The sequence below is a fragment of the uncultured Shewanella sp. genome, from assembly GCF_947501665.1.
In the GTDB taxonomy this organism is placed as follows: Bacteria; Pseudomonadota; Gammaproteobacteria; order Enterobacterales; family Shewanellaceae; genus Shewanella.
Genome location: NZ_CANMWS010000001.1, coordinates 169,779 through 193,024 on the forward strand (window position 1 = coordinate 169,779; position 23,246 = coordinate 193,024).

General features: G+C 36.7%; 20 protein-coding genes and 1 pseudogene. 14 read left to right on the plus strand and 7 right to left on the minus strand.

Features of this window, described 5'->3' with window-relative positions; genetic code table 11:
- The 5 genes from Q0976_RS00780 (at position 1) to cas6f (ending at position 5,732) form a co-directional block, all read left to right on the plus strand.
- Positions 1-561 (plus strand): DUF1629 domain-containing protein, encoded by a 561-nt coding sequence (locus Q0976_RS00780; protein WP_299489852.1) that lies wholly within the window; start codon positions 1-3, stop codon positions 559-561.
- Between the two features lie 173 nt (positions 562-734).
- Positions 735-1,967: a TniQ family protein gene (locus Q0976_RS00785; RefSeq protein WP_299489853.1), complete on the plus strand. Its 1,233-nt coding sequence runs from the start codon at positions 735-737 to the stop codon at positions 1,965-1,967.
- Entirely contained in the window at positions 1,961-4,063 is a 2,103-nt protein-coding gene (locus Q0976_RS00790; protein ID WP_299489855.1) for a type I-F CRISPR-associated protein Csy2, read from the plus strand. The genes Q0976_RS00785 and Q0976_RS00790 overlap by 7 nt, the downstream gene beginning before the upstream one ends.
- Before the next feature lie 9 nt (positions 4,064-4,072).
- Positions 4,073-5,128, plus strand: coding sequence for a type I-F CRISPR-associated protein Csy3 (gene csy3 / locus Q0976_RS00795; RefSeq protein ID WP_299489857.1), 1,056 nt, complete (start codon positions 4,073-4,075; stop codon positions 5,126-5,128).
- Between the two features lies 1 nt (position 5,129).
- Entirely contained in the window at positions 5,130-5,732 is a 603-nt protein-coding gene (cas6f, locus tag Q0976_RS00800; protein WP_299489860.1) for a type I-F CRISPR-associated endoribonuclease Cas6/Csy4, read from the plus strand.
- A gap of 357 nt (positions 5,733-6,089) precedes the next feature.
- Here cas6f and Q0976_RS00805 read toward each other — a convergent pair whose 3' ends face one another.
- From Q0976_RS00805 to Q0976_RS00815, 3 genes are read right to left on the minus strand one after another with little or no spacing between them, the layout of a single operon-like run.
- The gene (locus Q0976_RS00805; protein ID WP_299489863.1) at positions 6,090-6,455 is read right to left on the minus strand and encodes a hypothetical protein; all 366 of its coding nucleotides are present in this window, start codon (positions 6,453-6,455) and stop codon (positions 6,090-6,092) included.
- On the minus strand, positions 6,452-7,513 hold the full coding sequence (locus Q0976_RS00810; RefSeq protein WP_299489865.1) for a hypothetical protein: 1,062 nt from the start codon (positions 7,511-7,513) through the stop codon (positions 6,452-6,454). The genes Q0976_RS00805 and Q0976_RS00810 overlap by 4 nt, the downstream gene beginning before the upstream one ends.
- Positions 7,513-8,424, minus strand: coding sequence for a hypothetical protein (locus Q0976_RS00815; protein ID WP_299489867.1), 912 nt, complete (start codon positions 8,422-8,424; stop codon positions 7,513-7,515). The genes Q0976_RS00810 and Q0976_RS00815 overlap by 1 nt, the downstream gene beginning before the upstream one ends.
- A gap of 343 nt (positions 8,425-8,767) precedes the next feature.
- On the opposite strand from Q0976_RS00815, the gene Q0976_RS00820 reads away from it, so the two are divergent.
- The 3 genes from Q0976_RS00820 to Q0976_RS00830 all read left to right on the plus strand — a co-directional run bounded on the left by Q0976_RS00820 (position 8,768) and on the right by Q0976_RS00830 (position 13,627).
- Positions 8,768-9,337 (plus strand): hypothetical protein, encoded by a 570-nt coding sequence (locus tag Q0976_RS00820; protein WP_299489869.1) that lies wholly within the window; start codon positions 8,768-8,770, stop codon positions 9,335-9,337.
- Between the two features lie 400 nt (positions 9,338-9,737).
- Positions 9,738-11,465: a dsDNA nuclease domain-containing protein gene (locus tag Q0976_RS00825; protein ID WP_299489871.1), complete on the plus strand. Its 1,728-nt coding sequence runs from the start codon at positions 9,738-9,740 to the stop codon at positions 11,463-11,465.
- Entirely contained in the window at positions 11,450-13,627 is a 2,178-nt protein-coding gene (locus Q0976_RS00830) for a DEAD/DEAH box helicase (RefSeq protein ID WP_299489873.1), read from the plus strand. The genes Q0976_RS00825 and Q0976_RS00830 overlap by 16 nt, the downstream gene beginning before the upstream one ends.
- A 486-nt stretch (positions 13,628-14,113) precedes the next feature.
- Here the strand turns inward: Q0976_RS00830 and Q0976_RS00835 are convergent.
- Positions 14,114-14,328 (minus strand): annotated as a pseudogene (locus tag Q0976_RS00835) (IS3 family transposase); the annotation flags it as partial.
- Positions 14,329-14,633: 305 nt separating this feature from the next.
- On the opposite strand from Q0976_RS00835, the gene Q0976_RS00840 reads away from it, so the two are divergent.
- The 3 genes from Q0976_RS00840 (at position 14,634) to Q0976_RS00850 (ending at position 17,309) form a co-directional block, all read left to right on the plus strand.
- Positions 14,634-15,038: a hypothetical protein gene (locus tag Q0976_RS00840; RefSeq protein ID WP_299489875.1), complete on the plus strand. Its 405-nt coding sequence runs from the start codon at positions 14,634-14,636 to the stop codon at positions 15,036-15,038.
- Positions 15,039-15,041: 3 nt separating this feature from the next.
- The gene (locus Q0976_RS00845; RefSeq protein ID WP_299489878.1) at positions 15,042-15,437 is read left to right on the plus strand and encodes a hypothetical protein; all 396 of its coding nucleotides are present in this window, start codon (positions 15,042-15,044) and stop codon (positions 15,435-15,437) included.
- Between the two features lie 1,446 nt (positions 15,438-16,883).
- Complete coding sequence (locus Q0976_RS00850) at positions 16,884-17,309, plus strand: hypothetical protein (protein WP_299489881.1); 426 nt, start codon at positions 16,884-16,886, stop codon at positions 17,307-17,309.
- Positions 17,310-17,583: 274 nt separating this feature from the next.
- Here the strand turns inward: Q0976_RS00850 and Q0976_RS00855 are convergent, their stop codons facing one another.
- On the minus strand, positions 17,584-17,943 hold the full coding sequence (locus tag Q0976_RS00855; protein WP_299489883.1) for a hypothetical protein: 360 nt from the start codon (positions 17,941-17,943) through the stop codon (positions 17,584-17,586).
- Between the two features lie 301 nt (positions 17,944-18,244).
- Here Q0976_RS00855 and Q0976_RS00860 point away from each other — a divergent pair, with 301 nt between their 5' ends.
- A complete protein-coding gene (locus Q0976_RS00860) occupies positions 18,245-18,631 on the plus strand; it encodes a hypothetical protein (RefSeq protein ID WP_299489885.1) in 387 nt (128 codons plus the stop codon).
- Positions 18,632-18,705: 74 nt separating this feature from the next.
- Here Q0976_RS00860 and Q0976_RS00865 read toward each other — a convergent pair whose 3' ends face one another.
- Entirely contained in the window at positions 18,706-19,983 is a 1,278-nt protein-coding gene (locus Q0976_RS00865) for an SEC-C metal-binding domain-containing protein (RefSeq protein WP_299489887.1), read from the minus strand.
- A 501-nt stretch (positions 19,984-20,484) separates the two neighbouring features.
- Positions 20,485-21,999 (minus strand): hypothetical protein, encoded by a 1,515-nt coding sequence (locus Q0976_RS00870; RefSeq protein ID WP_299489889.1) that lies wholly within the window; start codon positions 21,997-21,999, stop codon positions 20,485-20,487.
- A gap of 438 nt (positions 22,000-22,437) precedes the next feature.
- On the opposite strand from Q0976_RS00870, the gene Q0976_RS00875 reads away from it, so the two are divergent.
- Positions 22,438-22,758 carry a type II toxin-antitoxin system RelE/ParE family toxin gene (locus tag Q0976_RS00875; RefSeq protein ID WP_299489891.1) on the plus strand — a complete coding sequence of 107 codons (321 nt, stop codon included), beginning with the start codon at positions 22,438-22,440 and terminating at the stop codon, positions 22,756-22,758.
- On the plus strand, positions 22,755-23,033 hold the full coding sequence (locus Q0976_RS00880; protein WP_299489894.1) for a helix-turn-helix transcriptional regulator: 279 nt from the start codon (positions 22,755-22,757) through the stop codon (positions 23,031-23,033). Before Q0976_RS00875 ends, Q0976_RS00880 begins: the two co-directional genes overlap by 4 nt.
- The last annotated feature ends 213 nt before the right edge of the window (positions 23,034-23,246 follow it).

Consider the following 23,246-nt stretch of genomic DNA (forward strand, 5'->3'; position numbering starts at 1 on the left):
ATGTTTAGTGAAAGAAAAAGTAATAAAGAAGCAAAGTTAATAGGAGTGCCAGACTCCTTAAGTAAACTTGGATTAGAATGTAATCAGGGTAAACATATTACAGGCGCTTACCCTGTAATTGAATATGAATTGGAAGATGATGATAATTTTGATTATCCCAATGGTAATCTAATGGCTCCAGCGTTTAAGGGGTTATTGCTACACAAAAAAATATCAAAAATTCTAAGGGAAATTGGCATTAATAATATACAAGAGTTTCCAGTGTTACTAAAAGGCATTGATGGTCATAAAACCTCAGATGATTACGAGTTGGTTAATATTGTTGGTGATGCTGATATCGTCGATTACGAAAAATCTCAAGTGACTATGTTTGAACCCGGTGATATTGATTTTATTGACTCACTTTCTTTTATAGATACTTCCGACATGCCTTTACCTTATATTTTTCGCTTAACTTCTTTTTTGCCGCTTGTGATTGCTCATGACAAAGTAAAACAAGCTTTTGAAGCCAATGATATCACTGGATTTACCTTCTACAAACCAGAAGAGTTTTCGCTATAGAACACAAAATCCTAAAGAGGTTTTTCTTCCATTGTTAATGATAAAGCCAAAGTATCGATGCTGCTTTGGCTTTGTTGTTTTTTTGAGTGGTCGATCATGTTTTTACCCTTGCTAAAAAAGTGTTAGCCCAGTAACTTAACCTAACTAAGGATATCTTAGTTTTTTGGTGGGTTATGGCATTTCTGTTTTCACCGACTGCTCGAGCATTTGCTGATGAGTCTTTAGAAAGTTATTTATTGCGTGTGGTTGCTGAAAACTTTTTTGACTCTTATCAGCAGTTAAGTTTCGCCATTAGAGAAGCATTGCATGAGTTAGATTTTGATGCCCATGGAGCGTTCCCGATTGAGCTAAAACGGCTCAATGTTTACCACGCGAAACACAATAGTCATTTTAGAATGCGAGCATTGAACTTACTCGAGTCTTTGTTGGGGTTACCCTCCCACGAATTACAAAAACTGGCATTATTTAAATCGAATCGATTGTTTTTAAATGCTTTATCTGCTGTACATCGTAATGGCATTGATATTCCGCTCAGTTTTATTCGTTATGCGGAAGAAAATGGCATAGGGACTGTGCCTGTTTGCCCTCATTGTTTAGTGGATGATGCTTATATTCGACAAGTTTGGCACTTAACCCCCTATGAGGTGTGTGCAAAGCATGAATGTGAATTACTCCATCATTGTCCTAGTTGCCAGCTATCCATTAATTACATTGAGAATGGCTCCATCACCCATTGTGTTTGTGGGTTTGAATTTGCGACTGTAACAGTTAAAAAAGCGGATCGCCAAGCACTGTTATTATCCCAATGTTTGATCCAAGGTGATCTTCACTCTGCAAACCCCTTGTTAAGTGTTTTATCTACTTCGCATCGATTTGCCGCTTTGCTTTGGTATCAAAAACGTTACGCGAATAGAGGGAATTATCGGCACAGTGATGCTGTTGAATATTTTTCGGCATGGCCAAATAACTTTTATTCGGAGCTAGAACAGCTGACTTTGAATGCAGATTTAAAGCTTATCGACGAATTTAATCACACATCATTTCGGTTTATTTATGGCGAAATAATTTTACATTATCATTGCCTATTACCTGAAGAAAAAGAGCCTCATTTTATCTATCTTGCGTTGATGGATTATCTACATAAATGGGTCGAATCACATCCTAAATCCAATAAGCCAAATGTGGCCGATATGCTTGTGAGTGTGGCCGAAACAGCGATTTTGCTATCAACAACCCATGAGCAGGTATATCGGCTTTATCAAGAGGGTATTTTGATTTCAGCATTTAGACAAAAAATGCGGCAGAGAATTGAACCTCACATCGGTGTTTTTTTCATACGGCAGGTTATTGAGTATAAAAGTAGCTTTGGAGCTAATAGACAAGGGATGTACTTATCAGCATGGTAAATAAGGGACAGTTAAACACACTATTGGAAATTGGTGATATTCAGGAGCGCACAGTGGCTTTGAGGCGTGGATTTACGGCCTATACCGAGCCATTGGATGTGACTGGGCATGAAAAAAGCGCTTTGATCATTTTGCTGAATCTAACCTACTCTAGAAAGTTGGTTGATGATTTACTCGATCATAAATTGGCAAAAACAACACTCATGAATAATGAGCATATAGGGGCTTGCATTAAGGAAGTGCAATGGCTGCATACCCATAATCTGAAATACCCCGATATTCGAGTCAGTAAGCAAAGGCTGATTGCTGTACCTTCGACCTTGCTTCCTTCTGTATTAAGTGGTGCCAATTGCAAACAGATTTTTGGTTGGTCCCATGACAGCGCCAAAGTCAATCTCGCCAAGTTATTTGGGGCTCATTTTATTTGGCAAGATAAGGCCTGCTGTCTGGCAAGGCTATTATCCGTTCAGCCAAAAGAGTGGAAAATGGCTTTTCAATCACTGGGAATGTCTGTTAAGCATTTTGTCGTGCTATGTAATGCGGTGAAAAATTTTTTACCTGAGAGTGCGTTGCCAGAGAAGGTGGATAAGTATTCGGTTCAAGTGCGTATGCCTTATCGGGATGGATACCTAGCCATTACACCTGTGGTCAATCATGCCCTACAAGCAAGTATTCAACAAACGGCGTTTAAAAAACAAGGGCGCTATACCAATATCGAATTTACTCGTCCAGCTGGCGTGAGTGATTTAGCCGCCTCATTGGGTGGGAATATCAAGGTGTTGAATTATCCGCCAAGCCTTCATCCTTCTGTTTACGGCTTAAGTCATTCTTGGTTATCGAGGATGAGAAATGGGCAAACCGTATTTAATAGTAACGCCCTTAAGCATCCTGAATTTATTAAGGCGTTAAAAGGCCTATTATTGAGTGACAAGGCACTAGTTCTAAAGCAGCGCCGCCGACAGAAAGTAGCGAGCCATAGGCAGATAAGATCAACGCTATCACAGTGGCTCGCCCCTATTATTGAATGGCGATTAGCAGTTGAGGAGAATAATGACGTATTTAATCAGTTAGAAGAGATCGAAGGTTCATTAGAGTATCAATTGCTAACAGTACCTAACGAACAATTACCCGAATCACTTGTTCCATTATTGAGTTTATTCAATACCGAATTATCCAACTTAAATACCAATCGTCAGTATGCGTTTCATCAACATTTGATGAAACCGTTTAAACATCATTTACAGTGGTTGTTGGCTCATATTGATACTGAAAAAAGTGTTGTAGACGATGATGAAGAGACTCCTACGCAACGGTATTTGTATCTGAAAGGCATTCGTGTATTTGACGCAAATGCATTATCAAACCCTTATTGTGTTGGTATTCCTTCATTAACCGCTGTTTGGGGAATGATGCACCATTATCAACGAAGGTTAAATGAAAGACTGAATACTCAGCTGAGAATGACTTCTTTTTCTTGGTTTATTCGTCAGTACTCGTCAGTTAAAGGCAAAAAATTGCCAGAGTTTGGCATGCAAGGCCAAAAAGAAAATCAATTCAGGCGGTCGGGGATCATAGATAATCGATATTGTGATTTAGTGTTTGATCTTATCGTTCATATTGATGGCGATGAAGATGAATTAGACACGCTAGATCATCAGAGTGATATATTAAAGGCAAGCTTTCCGGCAAGTTTTGCAGGTGGCGTGATGCACCCTCCAGAATTAGGCTCTACTAATGATTGGTGTGAGCTTTACCATTGCGAAGCATCACTTTATTCAACATTGAGTCGCCTCCCTATGTCGGGGAAATGGATTATGCCAACAAGATATTCATTGGATAATCTGGAAGCGCTTTTGCTTTTGCTAAAGCAAAAACCATCATTGTGTCCGGTTATGTCAGGCTATGTGTTATTAGATAAGCCCAAGAGCAGAAAACATTCCCTTGAACCACTACATTGCTATGCCGAATCTGTGATCGGGGTCGTAGAGTGTGCAACCGCTATTGATATAAGGTTACAGGGAATAAGACACTTTTTTAGGCGAGCATTTTGGATGCTTGATGTAAAAGAGTGCACCATGCTGATGAAACGGATTTGAAGGAATGATATGGAGTTATGTAATCTTTTAAAGTATGACCGCTCTCTATACCCGAGTAAGGCTGTTTTTTTCTATAAAACAGCTGATAGTGATTTTGTTCCACTTGAAGCTGAAATCAACCGAATTCGTGGCCAAAAGGCAGGCTTTACTGAAGCATTTACCCCGCAATTCAAACCTAAAAACTTAGCCCCACAGGATTTAACCCATTGTAATCCATTGATCCTTGAAGAGTGTTATGTTCCTCCTAATATAACGCATATTTATTGCCGGTTTTCACTAAGAGTACAGGCGAATTCTCTTAAACCTTCAGGCTGTAGTGATCCTGATGTGCATGCCTTGCTTGAAGCCTTGACAGTGAGTTTCAATGAATGTGATGGCTATAAAGAATTAGCGCTTCGATATTGTAAAAACCTGTTATTAGGCAATTGGCTATGGCGTAATCAAAATACAGGCCATACGCAAATTGAGATTAAAACCAGTTTTGGGAGTTGTTATCAAATAGCGAATACTCGGCATTTAGACTGGGACAGTATTTGGCCAACTGATGCTCAAGCAGCATTAAATGAATTAAGCAAAGAGTTTTTGCAAGCGTTAACCGATCCTAAGGTATTTTGGAGTGCCGATATCACGGCAAAAATAGCAACCACTTTTTGCCAGGAGATCTATCCAAGCCAAAGCTTTGGTGAAAAGGCGGCGCAAGGTGAGGCATCGAAACAGTTTTCAAAGGTCAAATGTATCGATGGGCGTTATGCCGTTAGTTTTAACTCGGTAAAAATTGGCGCGGCATTACAATCAATAGATGATTGGTGGCTTGAGGATAATATTAAGCGTTTACGGGTGCATGAGTATGGTGCCGATAAAGAGATAGGCATTGCACGTCGTTCGCCTAAGTCTGAACGTGATTTCTATTCTTTATTTGTCAATGCCGAGCTTTATTTAGCCGAGCTAAAACAGCAATTATTGAACCCTAAAGAGTCCATTAACCCTGATATATATTATCTTTTTGCTGTGTTAATAAAGGGCGGCATGTTTCAAAAGAAAGCGGAACTAAAAAAGAAGGCTTAACATGCAACGATATTATTTTATGATCAGTTTTTTACCGAAAGAAGCAAACTTCGCACTCTTGATGGGTCGATGTATTTCGATACTGCATGGTTATACTTGTCAACATCATATTCAAGGTATGGGAGTGAGTTTTCCTGCTTGGTCTGATGCTTCAATCGGTGATCGAATCGTGTTTGTTCATACGGATAAGCAAGTATTATCAGTGTTACGGCAACAAGCCTATTTTATGGATATGCAAGCTTATGGTTTTTTCAATGTGAGCCAAGTTGAAATCGTACCAAGAGTATGTGAAGAGGTGCGGTTTAAGCGCAATCAAGGCGTCGCCAAACTGTTTTCTGGGGAGGCGAGAAGGCGATTAAAGCGCTTAGAAAAACGTGCGCGAGCGCGAGGTGAGCCCTTTAAGCCTGATTTTCATGAGCGCAAACGGGACGTGGAGTGTTTTCATCGTGTGCCGATGGCCAGTGACTCCAGCCAACAAGATTTTACCATTCACATTCAAAAAGAGCAGGTGGGTAAGCCTGTTGAGCCTAGCTTTGGGGCTTATGGCCTAGCAACCAATGAGAAGTTTAAAGGTAGTGTGCCGGATTTTTCATTTTTAATGTGACCTGCCGAGTAGGCAGCTAAAAATTCTCTACAAGCGCACCGTAGAACGTGAGTTAAATGACCTGCCGCATAGGCAGCTAAAAATCACAACATGAAATTTTAAAGCTTTCGTTTTTTGTAACCTGCCGAGTAGGTAGTTGAAAATAAAAACAATCGTTTCGATATTTATGTTAATGCGACATCCTGCCGAAAAGGCAGTTAAAAATGTTCTTACTCCATGTATATCACCAATTGTTGAGTGACCTGCCGCATAGGCAGCTAAAAATACTTGAAATGGGCTATTACCGTCTTTACACATGTGGCCTGCCGCATAGGTAGCTGAAAATAAAAACAATATTGAGAAAACAGGGTTGGTGAGTCAGTATAATTTAGATTCATTGTGATCAAGCTCTTCAAACGACTCAGTCATAAGTGTGGTGGTGAGATATATCTCATCATTGTCACTTGTTTCGAGCATCCGTGTTTCATATGTCGTGTCTAATTGAAGTTGATCTTGATCGGTTGTTTCCAAGGTTTTTGTTATTGTAGTCTGATCTAAAAAATAGACACTATCATTATCTGTTGGTTCTGTGGTATTTGTTTGTATAGTCCAGTCCAAGCTAACAGCGTCTTCATCTTGGTTTTCAATTGTAAATGTCTGAGTTGTTGTATCTGTTCCTTTACAGGAAGTATAAGGTGTGACAAGTTTTACTTTCTGACTATAGTTCATGATGTAAGGTTTCATTTTTGCTCTTCCATATTTGCAATAAGCACATTAGTATCAAAAAAATGGTCACTTAACTCTATTGTCGAGTTTTGTTCTGTAAGCTTAAGTGCTGTAATAGTGAAATCTTTAGTTGCTTTACCTACAGCATTTGATGATGAGTAAATAAAAGTTATTTTTTTATCAGGTGAAATGGCTTTTGATAGCCTTAATAGCTCCTGAGGAGAAAAGTTTCCTTCGCTATCAAGTAAAACGAATTCAGTACTCGTTTTATCGCCACTGCTTGATTGTTTGTTTTCCAGCCAGTTGTAAGGTTGTAAAACAGTGGAAAGAAGTAGTAATGCGCTTAAAACAGCACTTCTAATAAAGTATTTTTCAATATTTTTAACCAGCGTTGCTGCTACTACTTGCTCTTCTTGTGATGTTAACCAGTCAATATATATACCTTCTGCTAACTTCTTCCAATCAGGGGATTCCTTGAAAGAACTAAACATGCTTTTTACTACTGCTTTTACTTGTAAATACCGACGTAATAGAACTAAAACGTTAACAAGGAAGATTACGGAAAGAGCAAAAGCTGCCCACATTACAATACTGATTGTTGAAACTGGTAAATTAATTATTGATTTAAATAAAAATGCACATAAACCAGCATATACTAAAGCGATTGCTATATAACTATTTACCTTGTTGTTAAGAGTATTGATGCTGTTTTGAGAACAAGCGTGTTTGTGTTTTAAAAACTCTATTCTTAATTGGCTTTCAAATCCATTAGGTCCATCGTTTAGTTCAAGGAATTTAATTTTGCATTCATTTAGCTCCTGCTGGTTACGTGACGACTGTAAATCAGAGGTTCTAATAACTGAAAATAGCTCAAAGCCCTTTTCTTTGCTTAATGATATAAAATATAAGTGTTTATCACCCCAAGGAAACGAAAATATAGAGATTCTAAGTTCCGTAAGCTGAGTAATAGAATCAAACTCTTTATCTCGTGAAATATGGAAAATAGGAGAAAGGTTAAGTATCCAGCAAAAAAGTGTCCCCAGTTTATACCCAATAGAGTGGTTTCGATGCTCCATTACTGTTCCTTCTGTGCTATATCTTTCGTCAAGTAGCGAATAATAGCACCAGAGATATTGAATTCTGTTTCAAATTCTAACCATGCCCACTGCCCGTTAGCGTTCATTTCAAGGAAATACCAGGTACTATCCTTCACAACAAAATCAAAACATCCAAACTTCATGTTGCAAAGATCCATGAAATTAAGGCAGTTATTTCTTATTGTTGATGGAATTGAGTAAACTTCATAAGACACTTTATTGTTAGGCTTTCTCCAGTCAATGTTGTTCTCAGAATTGATCTTTACGGGGAAAAAATTCCCATCGATAACGGTGATTCGAACTTCATACTCTTTCTCGATGAAGTGTTGTAGGTAAACTGGTGAGTATTCAAAATTGTTGGCCTCGAAAGTGGGGTCTATCAGGTTTGTTTGTACAAACTCTTTACTAGAGCCACTTGTTATTTCACCAATAGCAATAGGTTTGATGATGCCTGCATTTTCAGTAAAATGCTTTAGCAAGTCGACATTGTTTGTAATAGCAAATTCTGGTAAATGGAATCCTACTTTAGCAGCGAGGGACGCTTGAAACACTTTATTGTTGGCTCTGCGCATCACAGAAGGCTTTGTGAGCACGATTCCATTAAAGCTTTCTATAATGCCTTCTACAAAGGCATATGTCTCCTTATGAATATAGGAGTGATAGTGAGTCTCGAAGATATCATCGAGCTTTTCCATTGAAGGCTTTCGAAGGTAAATAGATACACATGAGCCAGAATCAATGTAGTGGTTAGCATCTTCTATTTTGAATCCATCGACTGAAAAAGTGATGTGATAATCAGAGAACTTATCTAGATCTAAGCGGAAAAATGTAAGTTGACTGAATTTTTTTATAATATAAGAACAGGTTTTATCGTAGCTACTGGTTACCATGAGGATTTTCTTGTTCTGCAACACAACTTACCCTTATTTGTGAACGTTCATCCATAAGATACTAAATTGTATAGTAGCATCCCTTTCCTTGTTGCTCACTTGATTTTACCTTGTTGTTTTAAAAGATAATGTGACAGAGTATATAGTAGGGAATCTTTTGATCTTGAACAATATGTTGATTGCCTTATCGTGTATGCGTTTATGCTGCCTAAAAGGTTAAATTTGATCATTATAAGTTTTTATTAATCACTTAAGTGGGTGGTTGATGAGTTAATACCACATCATTTGTGATTAATCTCATTGTCTATAATGTGATGTAATTATCTGAGATTGAGTCAATGGAATGATGCGATTATTCTTATTGTTGGTGTTGGTGTTGATGGGGAATATTTTCTCTGTTAATGCTTATTATCAGTGTGAATACCAAGGAAAGATGAGTTTTTCTGATATCCCTTGTCCTGAACATGCGAAACAACTAAAGCCTCAGCTTGAACCATTGAAACCTGAGAGCTTTGCTGAAAAAATAACTCAGCTGGAACGTTACCTTGATATGGATGGCGTTGATGTTGCGAGAATTTTTAATACAGTACCGAATCAAGCTGGGAATGTTATTGTGGCTGAAGGAGATAAAAGAATTTTGTTTGAAGCCGCCGATGGCGATAAAATCACCTTTATTCAAATGGAGTTATTGAATACGGGCCCCTGTGATTGGGATACGCCGTTTGACTCTGATCAAATGTTGTTGAATATTGGTTATGACCCAGAGGAGTTAGTCATGACCAGATGGTGGCCACATGCGCATATTTTTTCATATTTGAATTCAAAATATTATATCAGCTTTGGTTGTGATTATACTGGCGCACCTTATTCCTTTTCGATTAAATTGAGTAGCCGTGTTTGGAAGCCGGATTAGTCTGGCTGGTGACTTTGCATGGGAGGGCGTTTTTTGTTGGAAAACATAAGGTAGATAAATAATTTATGCTCCACTATGAGTTTATATCTAATGTTATCCACTTAACAACAATTGTGTTGAAGCATACAAAACTAATCAAATTCTAAATATGGCTCAACCTTAATCAGACTCCATTTTCACTGGATATGTAGCAAGACCACAAACCATTAACGGCAGCTTCTCCGTTGTGAAAGGTGATTTATCGATTTCGCAAATTTAATTTGAACAAAATAGGACGTTGGCCTTGCTAAACCAGAGGTGACTATATATGTCCTATCTTTTTCTAATGCAACTGGTTTTCTCTTGCGTTAACGATGTACACTGATTGATATTGAATCAAAAGAGTGTAATTGGAAAATCAATGAGTACATCTGAAATGGAATTATCAGATAGTGGAGGCCCTGCAGCTCTCAAAGGGTTTGTTTACCAAAATTTTGTAACTGCTTATTATGTGCTACGTATGTTAGAAGACAAAAATCTACTATCGGTACGCTGTGAAGTAGTTGATGACGTTGATGCTATATACGCCGATAAGGTGGAATACATACAGGTCAAAACTACAGATAAGGATAGTAAATGGAATGTTTCAGAATTTGCTGACGCTGAAACAAAAAGCGTCCCCCCTATAGGACGGCAAAAAAAACATCAGACCATCAGCAAAGAAGATTCCATCTTACATAAATCAATTCTCTGTGATAAAGGTAAACTTCCAGGTTATTTCCGCATAGTCACACCAAGAGATGTTACTGATTCACTTAAATATTTGAAAACATCTCTAAACATACGCAATGAAAAAACTGAGCTTAAGGCTAGTTTGTTGAGAAGGTTAAGTGGTTGTATAGAGCGTAACCGACCAAATAAATCGGTACCTTTCATATCACCGAATGGAAATGGTATTGAATATTGGCTTGACCATGCCGAGTGGGAAGTCATTCCATTGCAAGAGGTGCTCGAGTCACGCTGCACGAAGTTAATACGACAGGCTGCGCAGAGAAAAGCTATCTATCTCATTGAAAATGGTGATTCCGAAAGAATTCTATGTTCTTTGCTTAATAACCTGTTTAAAAAAGGTTCAGCATCACGAGTTATTAAGTCAATTGACGATAAATCTTATCTTCGAGAAGATTTTATTTCATGGTTTGAAGCTGAAATTGAGCATTATGCACATCTAAGCGGTGAACACGTAAAAATATACACCACAGATAGCACACGGCTCGAAGTCGTTCTTTCGGCATTTTTTCAGGATAATCATCTCTATGAAGAAAATGGATTCAATGGAAGAAAAGAATGTACTGGGCTTAAAGGGGAGTATTATCGGAGGAAGTATGGCTATGATTTAATAGCTCGTAATTTATACAAATGGTTTCATGAAGTCTTATTGTTGCCCAATGAAATTGCAGATCATGCCCCTGACAAAATTACAGATAAATTTAGGTTATTGACTCAACGGTATACACAAGAGGCTAGTTTCATCAACAACCTAGTAGCTAAAGCATTATTACACTCAACCGTCAGAACTACTTATAAAACTCAACCAATTGCAGCAAATCTTCACATAGATGGTAGTAACGACACTTGCTTTGATAATATTCATATAATTCTAAATGCGCATCAGCCTGATATTTTACTTATGGGGTTTAGTCGACTAATAAATAAAATTGATATCTCATCACTTGCAAATATTGTTTCCGAATTTAATGTCCTCCTAGAATCTGAAGCCTTTTCTACCCAAAAAGAAAAAGTGCTGCTCGCAAAAAAAGACAATTATCTATTAGACCATGATATTAATGACATCCTTAAGGCAAACAGCTCCCTAGATGCAAACCTAGATAGATTTAGGTTTGTGTTTTTTATTGGCTATGAGTCAGATCACCTTCAATGTCATGTTAAAGATATGGCTGTCGATTATGAAAATCATCTAAAATCAGAAGTTATAATTCAATTTAAGTCACTGGTAAATAATATGATTTCTGCAGATGAGTTTTATGAAGACCTTCATGTTGAAGCATACTTATATCCTATTCCATCACTAAGCTCTCTCATTAGTGAAATACAAACTCAGGTGGAATCAAAATGGAAAATAGCTTAGACCCTCAACAATGTCTAGAGAGTGTTCGGAATGAAACGTTAAGTGCATTCTCGTATTTGAAAAAAGCTAGCGAGTGCTTATCTTCACCGGATTTATTGCCAATAGGTCAAGAGTTTGTTATTCGAGCATTAGAAGCATTACCGCTTTTTAAAAATCAAAGTTTACTGCTTCAAAATCTCCTGCGTACTGCAGGTCTTTACCCTTATTTAAAAAAGTACTTCACTGACCTTTCGCCTGAAAAAGAATTTGTACTAGATATTTATAAGAGTAACTTTGATGACAATTTCATCTTTCACTCAATGCAAGCCAGAGTTTTTAACTTACTCTTGTCTGGGAAAAACGTTATTTTGAGTGCTCCTACCAGTATGGGGAAAAGTGCTATCGTTGATGCTTTATTAGCGGAGAATAAGTTCAACAACATCGTCATTGTTGTTCCAACAATAGCTCTCATAGACGAAACTAGAAGACGAATTCAAACACGTTTTGGTAATTCGTACCAAATTATTCATCATGGCTCCCAATCAAGACGAAAAGACAAAGTAATTTATGTTTTTACACAAGAGCGCGTGAATGAGAGAGAAGACTTAAGAAATATTGATTTATTCATTATTGATGAGTTTTATAAGCTTGCCGATACCAAAGATGCCCAGTCCAGGCCAAGAGCTTTTGCTTTGAATATAGCTCTAAGCAAATTGCTTACAGTATCTAAGCAGTTTTACATGATTGGACCTTATATAGACGCAGTTCAAGGGATGAGTGCATTAACACGTGAATTTATATTCATTCCATCTGATTTTAAAACTGTCGCATTAAATATCCACAAATACAATATTGCGCCAAATAATACAGAAGAGAAGAATGAACAACTAGCGGAGATTATTGAGTCTCATAAGGGTCAAACAATTATCTATTGTAAATCTTCAAATTCCATTTCAAATGTCATTCGCTTTCTAACATCAAAAGCGAACTTACAGACGGAAAAATTTACTGATTTTGAAGAGCATCCATTAAAGAAATACTATAAATGGCTAAAGAAAAATTATGGTGCTGATTGGGGATGTACACACGCTTTGGCAAGCGGTATAGGTATTCACCACGGAGCATTACCTCGTGCAATCCAGCAGAAAAACGTTGAGCTTTTTAATAGAAGACAAATTCAATACTTAATTTGTACTTCAACAATGATTGAGGGGGTTAACACTTCTGCAGAAAATATCGTTATCTATGACAACCGTAATGGTAATCCCCGAATTGATAGCTTTACTCATAAAAATATTTCGGGTCGAGCTGGTAGGATGGGGCAATATTTAGTTGGAAACGTTTTTTGTCTGGAGCAATTACCTGAACAAGAATCACAAATTGTAGCTCTTCCTTTAGGGCTACAGGATGAAGACTCACCTATTAATCTTTTAGCTGGGATACAACCAGAACATTTATCAGAACAAAGTGACCACAGCCTGATTCAATTTACAAAAAAATCAGATATACCAATGGAAATTATTCGAAAAAATTCATCTTATGACGTTGAAACTTTGGAGGAAGCTTACAAACTGATTACGGAGTTATCGATTAGCGATATGGATCAAATTGCGACAGTAGCTAAACCTAAGAAGTACCAACTAGAGCTACTGACAGCCTTTATCAAAACTGTAGAAAATCGAGTGTTAAGTAGACAAAAACTTAATTATGAGGACAGTGACGAGCTTTATAATAAATTGCGTGAATATATATACGCAGATAACCATACGGCATATATCAGAGAGCAGATAAATTATATCTATAAAGCAAACAGAAGTGCTACCGACCGTTCAGATGCAACAGATCGAGAGCTTAGTATAGTGCGCAATATTTTTAAGCATGCTGTTTCAAGAGCACTATGTTTACTGCAAGAATTGTTGAATTATGAATATACATTACTTGATAGAGAACCCAGTGCGAATTTGGGGTGGCTTCTACATATATTCGAAGACAGCCACTTACCTGCTTCATTTTCCGCGTTAGAGGAAATGGGAATACCAATAGAAACATTAGAAAAGCTTGTTACTACAGAACTAAGTGAAACGGATATAGATACTTTGATTCGCTATTTACGAATGAACTTAAAATACCTTGTTCAGTTGAACTCTATAGACCAAATGTTTATTAAGCAGGCAATTTATTAAATGTATGTGCGGAACCTTCAGAGTGGCCACAAAACCATGGTGTTACAATGTTCACTCTGGAGGCAGAAAATAAGGCTACCTTTTCAATCTAGCTAAATGCCACTATTACATCAATCAAAGAGCTTTGTAGTTTGTCAGGTTAAGAAGCGATTTTATGCACGTTTATGCTGATATTTTATGCACGCTTTTGGTGTTAATTTATTCCTAAGGTACTGATCTTTGATTTACAATATGTCAGCTTATGGTTGAAACAACATCTGTTGTTGTTTAAAGCATAAGTCTGCATAAATTACCCATAAGTCTGCATAGTGATAAATAAGTTTGCATAGTTTGAAGTGTAAGTTTACATAGTGTAGTGTACTTATATAACTAAACAACATTCGAGTGTGTTTATGTATCAACGAAACATAAAACACTCTCGCGTGAAGAACCTCTTTAAGTTTGCCAGTCTAAAGAACCGTGCTTCGTTGACGCTAGAGTCTTCATTTATAGTGGCCCACTAAAGTTGGCCACGTTCTTAGAGTTTAACCAGAATAACCGTTCTGATTCATTTGATGTCAGCCCACCGTTATATTATGAGAGCGAGGCTGACAACAACATTTAATGATGTATTGAATAATTTTTTGCTGCGCCTCTGAAAAACGACAATACCCCGTTGTTGGTATCCATTCTTTTTTTAAACTTCTAAAGCAATGCTCCATTGCTATATTGATCGAACACCCGCTAACAACAGTCAATGATGATATTCGTAGGCATAAGCTAAGGACATGAGTTCAAGCGATGAAGTTCGATAGTGTGCGAACACACGACGAAAAAACAGTAGGGACAAGGTTCGTTAAGATAGCTTATGGCCTATTTTTCGTGGGTGTTAGGGCTGATATATACAACGGGTGTTATGTTAAAAATGTTTATGTTTACCTAAAAAGTTAGGATTATAAAAAATGTTGATTTTATAAGTTATGAACTTCATTATCATGAATTATATACATTTAAAAAGTATGGTTATATGTTCAAATCAAATCGAGTAACTTTTTTTATAAAACTTTATTTTTATAAATGTTCTATTCATGGGAGGAAAATACCAGCTGGATCGTTATCAAATATTCATGAGTTATATGATAATAATCCAGACCCGTTTTTTTGGATTAATACCGATAAAAGTGAATTAAAAAAAAGGCAGGAAAGAAAATTTTCTTTGATAAAATTTAGTAATAGCATAAATTGTAGTGTGATTGGTACTAGTATGTCCGGTTTTGGTAATGCTAGCCTTGTTGAAACAGAAGGTTATGTTGTTGGTTTAAATGTAGAAGGCAACTCTATGCAAGGGTTCGATAATGCGACATTAATTGATTCAACAGGTCTCCTAGAAGACCTAAAATTGAGCGGGAATAATATAAAAATAAGGAAATAAAAAATGTCTGAGAAAAAAACTGAAGTAACCCTGATAAAGTCTAAGGGAAAAGTATCGAATGCTATAATGACAGGCAATGACATAGAAGGATACGAAGAAGTAAAGCTTATTGATGCTATTGGTGATGTTACAAATACGACTGCTTCTTATAATAGAATTGTTTCTAATGAAGCGTTGATATTATTAGAAAAACTAAAAAATGAAGCAGCTGATTTAAACCTCGACAAAGAGAATGAAAATCAACTTAATCAACATATGAGTAATATTGAAAATACAATAGGTACATCAGGATTTTCTAATGTGTATAAAGAATTTACTAATTTCATAGCTGCACATATGACTATTATGACTCCATTGATGCCTTTTATAGTTCAACTGGCCCAATACATAAAAACTTAAAGATCAAAAACCCGCAGCCCCACACCCAGACTGATTTTGATATCTGTGTTTAAACCCTGTGCCGATCACCTCTACCCGCCCACTGTCTTTTTTACGGCCTTTGCAAGCGACTGACCCTCAAGCATCATTCTGCCACCCCCAGTGCCGTTTAAGTCGCTTGCAAAGGCCGTTTATAATGTTTTCCACCCACAAAGTGATCGGCACAGGGTTTAAAAAATAAAGCCATCAAAGCAGCCTCGCCACACCCAAAGCCTTGTGGGGCTGCTCCCGCGCGGCTCGCAACGGCGGCTTGGCTGCTTTGGCATTTGAGTCCCGTATCACCTTAAAAATAAGCATAAAGCTAACCATAAAAGCCAAGCAAAAGCATATGTGACCGAAATAAACGGTAAATCATATTTATTTCGGTCATTATAGTGCGGATTAAACCCTATTTTTCGTGCTCATTGTGTGCGGTTAAAATGGTGGTTATTCTCGCTCATTGGCTGTTTATTATAAAGTATGGGTTTAATCTTGGGTTATGGGGTAAAGCTGCGCCACTACCGCCCCCACCCTCGGGTTTGTGGGCTCAAGGGCAAGGCATGACATCGGTGTTTTTTTTGCCCTTTTTTTACGCTAAGCAATCCCTAATACGGCTTCACCATAAAACAAATTAAACGCAACAACAGGCATAAAGGCCACGCGTTTTAATTGTTTTCCTCCATGACTCACGGCCGTGCAGAATAGCCGCTGGTAAAAGCCCTTAATAAAAGCGCGGTAAGGCAGCGGCTTTACTGCTCAGCCGTTCATCAATCAGCCGTCTTTATGCCAAACCCAATGCCTATTGCTTAGCGTAAAAACGTGCCAGGTTTTGCTGTTAACCCCTCGGCCACTTTTTCCCCGCCCACGGTCGGTATGGCCAAGCCTGATGAGTGCAGATTGCAGAATGGATAGTAAAGAGTGCAATGAGCAACAAGCACAATCAAGTGCCAAGAATAAGTTACGTTTCGCTGGATGATTTATAAAAGAGAGAAGCCTGCCTCGCTGTTTTTCGAGAGTGAGTTTATCCCCCACCCGCCAACGCTGCGCCCCTTTTTAAAAGCATCCTTGGGCGCAGCACGGGTGTGTCGGTGGTTGGTGAATGGTTATGTTTGGGTCGTATTGGTGGTATGTAAAAGGGGGTTTAAACACCAGAAAAATAAAAGATATCAAGAGATGAATGTCTATCTTATAAAAAGCGTAAATGTAATACATTTATCTCTTGAAGGCTTATTAAAATAAGAAAAGCGAAGCTATGAAGCCCCTTATTTTGGATGCATAAGTCTAGCATGCGGCTTTTATGTCATATTTCAATGTTCCTTGTATTGGAATGAGCTTGGGGGTTATCTAAAGTAAACACCATATTCCGCCGATAAAGGGGGCAATCTAGGAACGAAATTGAATGATTTACACAACGAGAAGGATATTTAGGTGCAGTCAAGGATCCCATTACCAACAGATAATATATATAAGTTCTATGCCCTTTTAGGGTTATTGATATTACTTACAACAGCAATAATGTTTTTCACACGGCATATTCATTACAACTCCATGGCATTTGATCGCTATATACCAATGGAAATTCTCAAGGCCAAAAAAACTTTAAACAAAGATGAAGCGCATGAGTTATTAGTGTTTGAGGAGAGAGCTAAAATGGATAAAAGCGATGAAGATGTTGAACTCGGTATTTATGCTTTTTTCTTTCTTACTCTTGGTGTTGGTTTTACTGCTTATGGTTTTGGCTACTGGCATACTAAAATTCAGCCTAAACAAGATAGATTGCTGGATTTGCAAATACAGAAATTAGAAAAAGAAATAAAAGCATCCAATCGTCCATTAGGTTGTATTCGACGCTGACTTTCCCATATAAACCCCGCTTACCTTAATAATGACTGTGTACATCGAGAAGTTGACGATAACAATAAATGTATTACAAATGTAATACATTTTTAGTCGTTAATTACTGAAAAATAAGAAAGTCGAAGCTACGGAGTGTTCGCAGTTTGGTATCGCTTTTGCTTTAAATGTATTCATTTATTGTTTTGGTTGTTATGGGTTCGAAGGGCAGCTGTGATCACTCTACCAGCGATAACGTGCCTTATCACTGGTAGGGATTAAAAATTGAAGCTTATTAGATTATCCCTCTAATATCTTGAATAAAAGAAATAAGTTCATTTAGATCTCTCCTGTCAAGCATATTAGAAATATCCGAAAACTTATTTTTAACCTCTTTGAATGCTTCTATATTAAAAGCAATACTCATTGGTTCATTGGCTTCAAACCTTTTATAAGTTAAAGGGTATTGAGTATAATTACTATATGCTATTTCCTGAACTTTATAGTAATCACGTCCAATTCCAGCTAGCGCTTTTTGAAACCTATTTTGCTTACTTATATCATCACTAGCGCTGGCTAAAAGTTTTTCAATTTTAGAGGTTAGATTGTTATAATTAACGCTTCCTTTGGGGTATTGGTTGTACTGTGGTTCCATGTGGTTGCCTCATTTACAAGTGAGCATCAATTGTAACATATCTAGAAATGTATTTTTTCAAGCCTATTTTCTTCTCCATTCCCCCAATTTTCCATAATATTGACCGTACTTAATATGATTCTGTCACTCAGCTAAACCTCATTTTCTAGATTAAAAAATAACAATATTTTCAACTGTATATTAATGATTACTGATTTTACAGTAATGAGCTGGGAGTGTATCTTAACTTCATAAAATTAAGCAGTCTGGAAGATTATCTTGCTGCTATTGAATAAGCTGTTATATATCAATAGGAAACTTTATGTATCGGCTATATTTCAAAAACCCAGATAGAAAATATCATTATGGTCAACCATTGGAAGATGTTGGGGAAGCTGTTCGCTTGGGGTTAGAGTTTTGGCAAATAGTTCCTTTTGTTATGGTCACAAATAAAGAAGGAAACTCAATTTTTGAGATCGAAAATGGAGTGATAGTATTTCCTGAAGATGACGGATTTTCCGATATTCCTAGTATGGGACTGACCAAATACCTTCCAAATGATATTTTTGATTACGCTGAATTGATTAAAAGGCGTAACAAAACAAACAAATCTGAAAATTTGTTTAGAGAGCTAGAAGCATTGCTCCTTGCGGCAGCTGCAAGAGATTCAATTAACCTCAATTTTTATGGTTGGTCAGTACCGGAGTGAAGATATATAAAAAATAAGGATAGGCCGCGTCAGCCGTGAGCTTACCCAAGTGTTAAACAAGCCAGTGATAATCTTTAAGCTCCACAGCATTTTTTAAATTTTTTTTCACTACCACAAGAACACAATCGATTTCGATCCCGCCCACTATTCTTGGGTTTATAAGCCTCTACTTTTTTTTCTTTACTTTTTAATTGCATAGTTTTTGCTTGTTCTAAAAATAATTTAGGAGCATTTTTAGATGATATTTTATCTAGTATAAAACTATCAATAGATGATGTAATAGCTCCTGAAATAGGTTCTAAGCTACTAATTCCTAGAGTGGTTGCAAAACGTAAAAGTTTTATGGGTAGTTTATTTATTAAGCTAGGTTTATTTATATTAGCAACATACTGTTGAACTATTTCACTTGAATTTTCGGTATTATTAGAAGAAAACCAATTACGGAAGTTTTGACTATGCTTTGACTCTCTTAGATCTAATAATTGTGTGGCAGAAAAGTTTTTTGTTGCAAAAGCATGTCCGATATTAGGTACACCACTAATTTCTTGAATTTGTATAAATGCTTTTTCTCCTTCGATACTGGCCCCAAGGCGTTGTCCTTTTGCATTAAAAGAAGCCAAAGTATAGTTATCGCCTCGAATTTCATTTACTTCACTATCAATGGCAATTGTTAATAGGAAATTTTCAAATGCAGCTCTTAAAACTGACCAAATCTCTGCACTTTTACTATCGTCATTAGAAGTATGCGGGTTATAAATTTTTATTGAATTTTTCTTTATGCCGTTTAATTTATTTAAACTCACGCCTCTATTTCTTATCGATAAGAAATCCTTAAAATAAGGGCTATCCAAAATATCTCTATAAGTTTCTTCCCTAAAATCTATCATTTTTAGGTTTTTAGTGACAGGGATAGCTTTATCCAATATGGCATTCGACAAACCTTTATGATTCTTTAAATTTGAATATGAAACACCAATATTTAAAGCTTCATCAAGTGATTTAAAGTACCCTGATAATAATGTGTCAGTATTGGGTGCATATTGATAAAATCTTAAACCAGATCCTTGACCAGAGGCAATATTTGATCCGCTATAGGAAAACCATTTATCATATCTAGCTAATACAATAACATTATTATTTATTAGCTCATAAAGTATGTCCTCTCCAAGCATTATTTTTAGTACTGATAAAATTTGAAAATTGCCAGTAGGTATGACCAATTGATCATAAAGTAAAATATAATTAGCTAGTGATGACCAACTATCTTTAGAGTGAATCATTATGTTTGAAATACTCTCAACATCCCTAATTGAAGGCCAAATCCCAAAATCAGTTGCTAATATCCTTCGCATTGAATTATCCTTGTTATGACAGCTACATTTAGATAGAAAAAATTAATGCTATCGGTCTAATGTTGTTTTGTCTATATGGATCTACTTGTAACATAATTGCCCTCAAAAACCGCCTTTTTAACATAATAGTGAAAGTGCGAAATGCGTCTGTAGGTTTCGAAAAAAAAGGGGGGTAAAGGTCTTAAAATGAGACGTTATCTTCGCAAAATCAGCCTAAAAACGACATGCCAATAATTAGCCATTTTCACCACTGTATCATGTCTATGCTGTTTTGGTCGCTAAGGGCTATTTCTACAGCTAAGGACTTCTTCAGAGCGGAAGCGACTTTGACCACTTATGTGTTCATTTATGTATTACAAATATTCTTTGTTATAAGGCAGACATTTATAAGTAGTACTCCTTGTAAAACATGATAGTTTTTATATTAAAAAATAGAAAAAGCGAAGCTGTGGAGTCCCTTATTTTGGATGCATAAGTCTAGTATGCGGCTTGGCTTTTAAGTTAGATTTTATTGAAAGGATGCTTCATATAATGCGTATTATAAATATCGTTTAATTGGCTGTTGTCTGTATCTTTGATTATTTTTTGGATATCTGATCCATTTGAATATTCTAGCGTATATTTTTTGGGTGAAACTTGATTTTTCATTTTATTAAGCAGTAGTAAAGCACCTTCATTAAAATCAGATGTAGTCCAATATTTGAAAACAAGTTTTTTGTTTTTCCAATCAGGGTGATTTTGACAATATTTATAAAATATTGGTACTTGTTCTGTTAGCCAATAATTTACTTCTTTTTCAGTAATCAAAGTACGAGGATTGTAGCCTTTAGCTTCAACAAATATGACTTGATTATTCTTGGTAACGTAAACAATATCAGCTTCTTTTTGTCCATTTTCAGTCTTACAGATATAGTTCATATTAATTGAATGATAAGTGAAGAGTGTTCTTATAACCTCAGCAGCAAGATATTCAAAAAAAACACCTCTAATACGGCTAGCTGCACCTTCGACTTTACCAAGTATGTTATAAATTTTATCTAATGATGCTAAGTCTAATCCTGAATTTGGTATGATTTCAGTGAATATATTGAGAATATGAGAAATACCATTACTGACTTCTTTGCCAAAAATGCTATCAATGGTCGCAGGTGATATCCCTTCTCCTTTTAAAAGTGCGAAAGCTTCTTCACTATATTTATAGGCGATAAAAAAATGAAGGCTTTTTCCTACATTTTTCAATCCTCTTAGGGCTTTCACTTTCTGTATATAAGGCTGTAAGTCATTTTTACTAACCATAGGTTTGATTAACACGTCACAAGTTACAAAACCTGGTTTTGGTTTTGTGTCGCCGGGATTGAATGCAATTAATGGTGAAAGGTAAGAGGGACCACAGAGATCCCAAGCTGTAGTGCTTACAATTGGTAAGGGTTCTTGTTCTCTGGTTTTTACTTGATTGTAAGATATAAAATTATTTCTCTTAAGCCATGATGAGAATCCTCTTAGTAGAATGTCTTCAGCTAACAATCGAGCTTTTAGCTGAGGAAATAAATCTTCAACATGGTTTGAGTGAAAACCAATATAAACGCAATTACCTATTTTCGGTACATCTATAGTTTTTATTAAATTAACCTGAAGAAGGCGCTGTAAGATGGTATTGGTAGATAAATGCTTTTTTTGTTTAATTGGTGCGCCACAAACTATATCAAAATGATGTAGGGGAGTTATCCCATCACGGGCCATTAACGAAGTGAGTGCATAGCCATATGCTGATTTAGTTTTAAGAAGAGCATTGACTAAATTCGACCAGTATTTATCACTGCCTGATTGCTCTCGTAAAAAAAGGAATTTGGCATTTCGTGGGAAGGATAGTTCAAGTTTCAGAATTTCTTTGCTTGCCCTTGATACTCTTTGCCTAGCCGTTGCAGGTAAAATACCATGTTTACTGATAAGGTATTCGGTAATATCAGAGCTTAGGCTAGGCCCTTTTTTACGAAGGTAATCTTTAACACTTTCCATGTATGTCACACTGCGCTATATATATAAAATAAATTTATACATAGATTAAAGCTAAAAAGATAAAGTTACAATATTGATATGTAAGAAGTTTTACTGTTATTTTTTTTTCATTTTTCTTGCTGTGTCACAGTATGTCTTTTTAGGTGTTATAAATGTTCATTTTTCTCTTTTCCAAAAACCACGTAGTGTTCGCAGTTTGTCATCGCTGTTGGGGGTCTTTTATTCGAAGCGTCCATTTCATCAGCTTGGGTTTAGGTCGCTACTTTATACTGCATTTTTCTCTAATATTCATTCCACTCATACGAGGTGAGTTTATGCCAGTATTGTTGCGTCGGTCGTTTAATCGTTTTTGCTTGCAATGCATGATCCATGCTTGTTCGTTGTACTTTTTTGTGACTAGCTGTTATTATCATATATGATAAGTTTAGAGAGCGTGAAATGAAGTGGAAGATTGATTTTTATGATGGTGTGGAGGATAGCATTTTAGCCATGCCGCCAAAGATCCAAGCTAGGATCATTCGATTACTTGAATTAATCGAGTCACACGGCGCTTACTTAGGCTCTCCTCACACTCAGCCTATGGGTGATGGATTATTTGAAATAAGAGCCAAGGCACAGGAAGGAATAGGTCGTGGCCTATTTTGCTATCTTGATGGTCGTCACGTTCATATTCTTCATGCTTTTGTGAAAAAAAGTCAAAAGACACCGAAGAGAGAGTTGGACTTGGCCATACGTAGAATGAGAGAGGTTAAAAAATGACTTTAGCAAACCTTAAACAACGAGCATTACAACAATCAGATGTGAAAGCGGCTTATGATGATTTAAGTGCTGAATTTGAGTTGATTAATACGCTACTGAGCATGAGGCAAGACGCAGGGTTAACGCAAGAAGAAGTCGCGTTAAAAATGGGAACCAAAGGATCGAATGTGTCTAGGCTTGAGCAAGGTAAAGGGAATCCTAGCTTTAACACTTTGGTTAAGTATGCGAAGGCCTGCGGCTGTAAGTTAAATTTTGGCTTTGCGCACTTAAATTAGCCCCATAAAATGGGCGGTTAACTGTGCAGATAAGCAACAAAAACTCATGACAGCTTGGGATAAGCCCCATTCTGTCAAAAGAAAGGTTATTGTAACGAGAGTAAAATGGGAATGTACTCGCGCACTATTTACCAAACATGAGTGCATTCAAAAAATTCAAGCCTGTGGTTGGAATGAGTGTGAACCAAGTCGTTGCCAGTCGCTGTAAAACGG

Coding starts and splice junctions, on each gene's coding strand:
- Q0976_RS00865 (WP_299489887.1), bottom strand. CDS start 19,983: ATGCGAAGGATATTAGCAACTGATTTTGGGATTTGGCCTTCAATTAGG.
- Q0976_RS00855 (WP_299489883.1), bottom strand. CDS start 17,943: ATGGAACCACAGTACAACCAATACCCCAAAGGAAGCGTTAATTATAAC.
- Q0976_RS00875 (WP_299489891.1), top strand. CDS start 22,438: ATGAAGTGGAAGATTGATTTTTATGATGGTGTGGAGGATAGCATTTTA.
- Q0976_RS00830 (WP_299489873.1), top strand. CDS start 11,450: ATGGAAAATAGCTTAGACCCTCAACAATGTCTAGAGAGTGTTCGGAAT.
- Q0976_RS00790 (WP_299489855.1), top strand. CDS start 1,961: ATGGTAAATAAGGGACAGTTAAACACACTATTGGAAATTGGTGATATT.
- Q0976_RS00845 (WP_299489878.1), top strand. CDS start 15,042: ATGTCTGAGAAAAAAACTGAAGTAACCCTGATAAAGTCTAAGGGAAAA.
- Q0976_RS00860 (WP_299489885.1), top strand. CDS start 18,245: ATGTATCGGCTATATTTCAAAAACCCAGATAGAAAATATCATTATGGT.
- Q0976_RS00815 (WP_299489867.1), bottom strand. CDS start 8,424: ATGGTAACCAGTAGCTACGATAAAACCTGTTCTTATATTATAAAAAAA.
- Q0976_RS00785 (WP_299489853.1), top strand. CDS start 735: ATGGCATTTCTGTTTTCACCGACTGCTCGAGCATTTGCTGATGAGTCT.
- Q0976_RS00840 (WP_299489875.1), top strand. CDS start 14,634: ATGTTCAAATCAAATCGAGTAACTTTTTTTATAAAACTTTATTTTTAT.
- Q0976_RS00780 (WP_299489852.1), top strand. CDS start 1: ATGTTTAGTGAAAGAAAAAGTAATAAAGAAGCAAAGTTAATAGGAGTG.
- Q0976_RS00805 (WP_299489863.1), bottom strand. CDS start 6,455: ATGAAACCTTACATCATGAACTATAGTCAGAAAGTAAAACTTGTCACA.
- Q0976_RS00870 (WP_299489889.1), bottom strand. CDS start 21,999: ATGGAAAGTGTTAAAGATTACCTTCGTAAAAAAGGGCCTAGCCTAAGC.
- Q0976_RS00820 (WP_299489869.1), top strand. CDS start 8,768: ATGATGCGATTATTCTTATTGTTGGTGTTGGTGTTGATGGGGAATATT.
- csy3 (WP_299489857.1), top strand. CDS start 4,073: ATGGAGTTATGTAATCTTTTAAAGTATGACCGCTCTCTATACCCGAGT.
- cas6f (WP_299489860.1), top strand. CDS start 5,130: ATGCAACGATATTATTTTATGATCAGTTTTTTACCGAAAGAAGCAAAC.
- Q0976_RS00880 (WP_299489894.1), top strand. CDS start 22,755: ATGACTTTAGCAAACCTTAAACAACGAGCATTACAACAATCAGATGTG.
- Q0976_RS00825 (WP_299489871.1), top strand. CDS start 9,738: ATGAGTACATCTGAAATGGAATTATCAGATAGTGGAGGCCCTGCAGCT.
- Q0976_RS00810 (WP_299489865.1), bottom strand. CDS start 7,513: ATGGAGCATCGAAACCACTCTATTGGGTATAAACTGGGGACACTTTTT.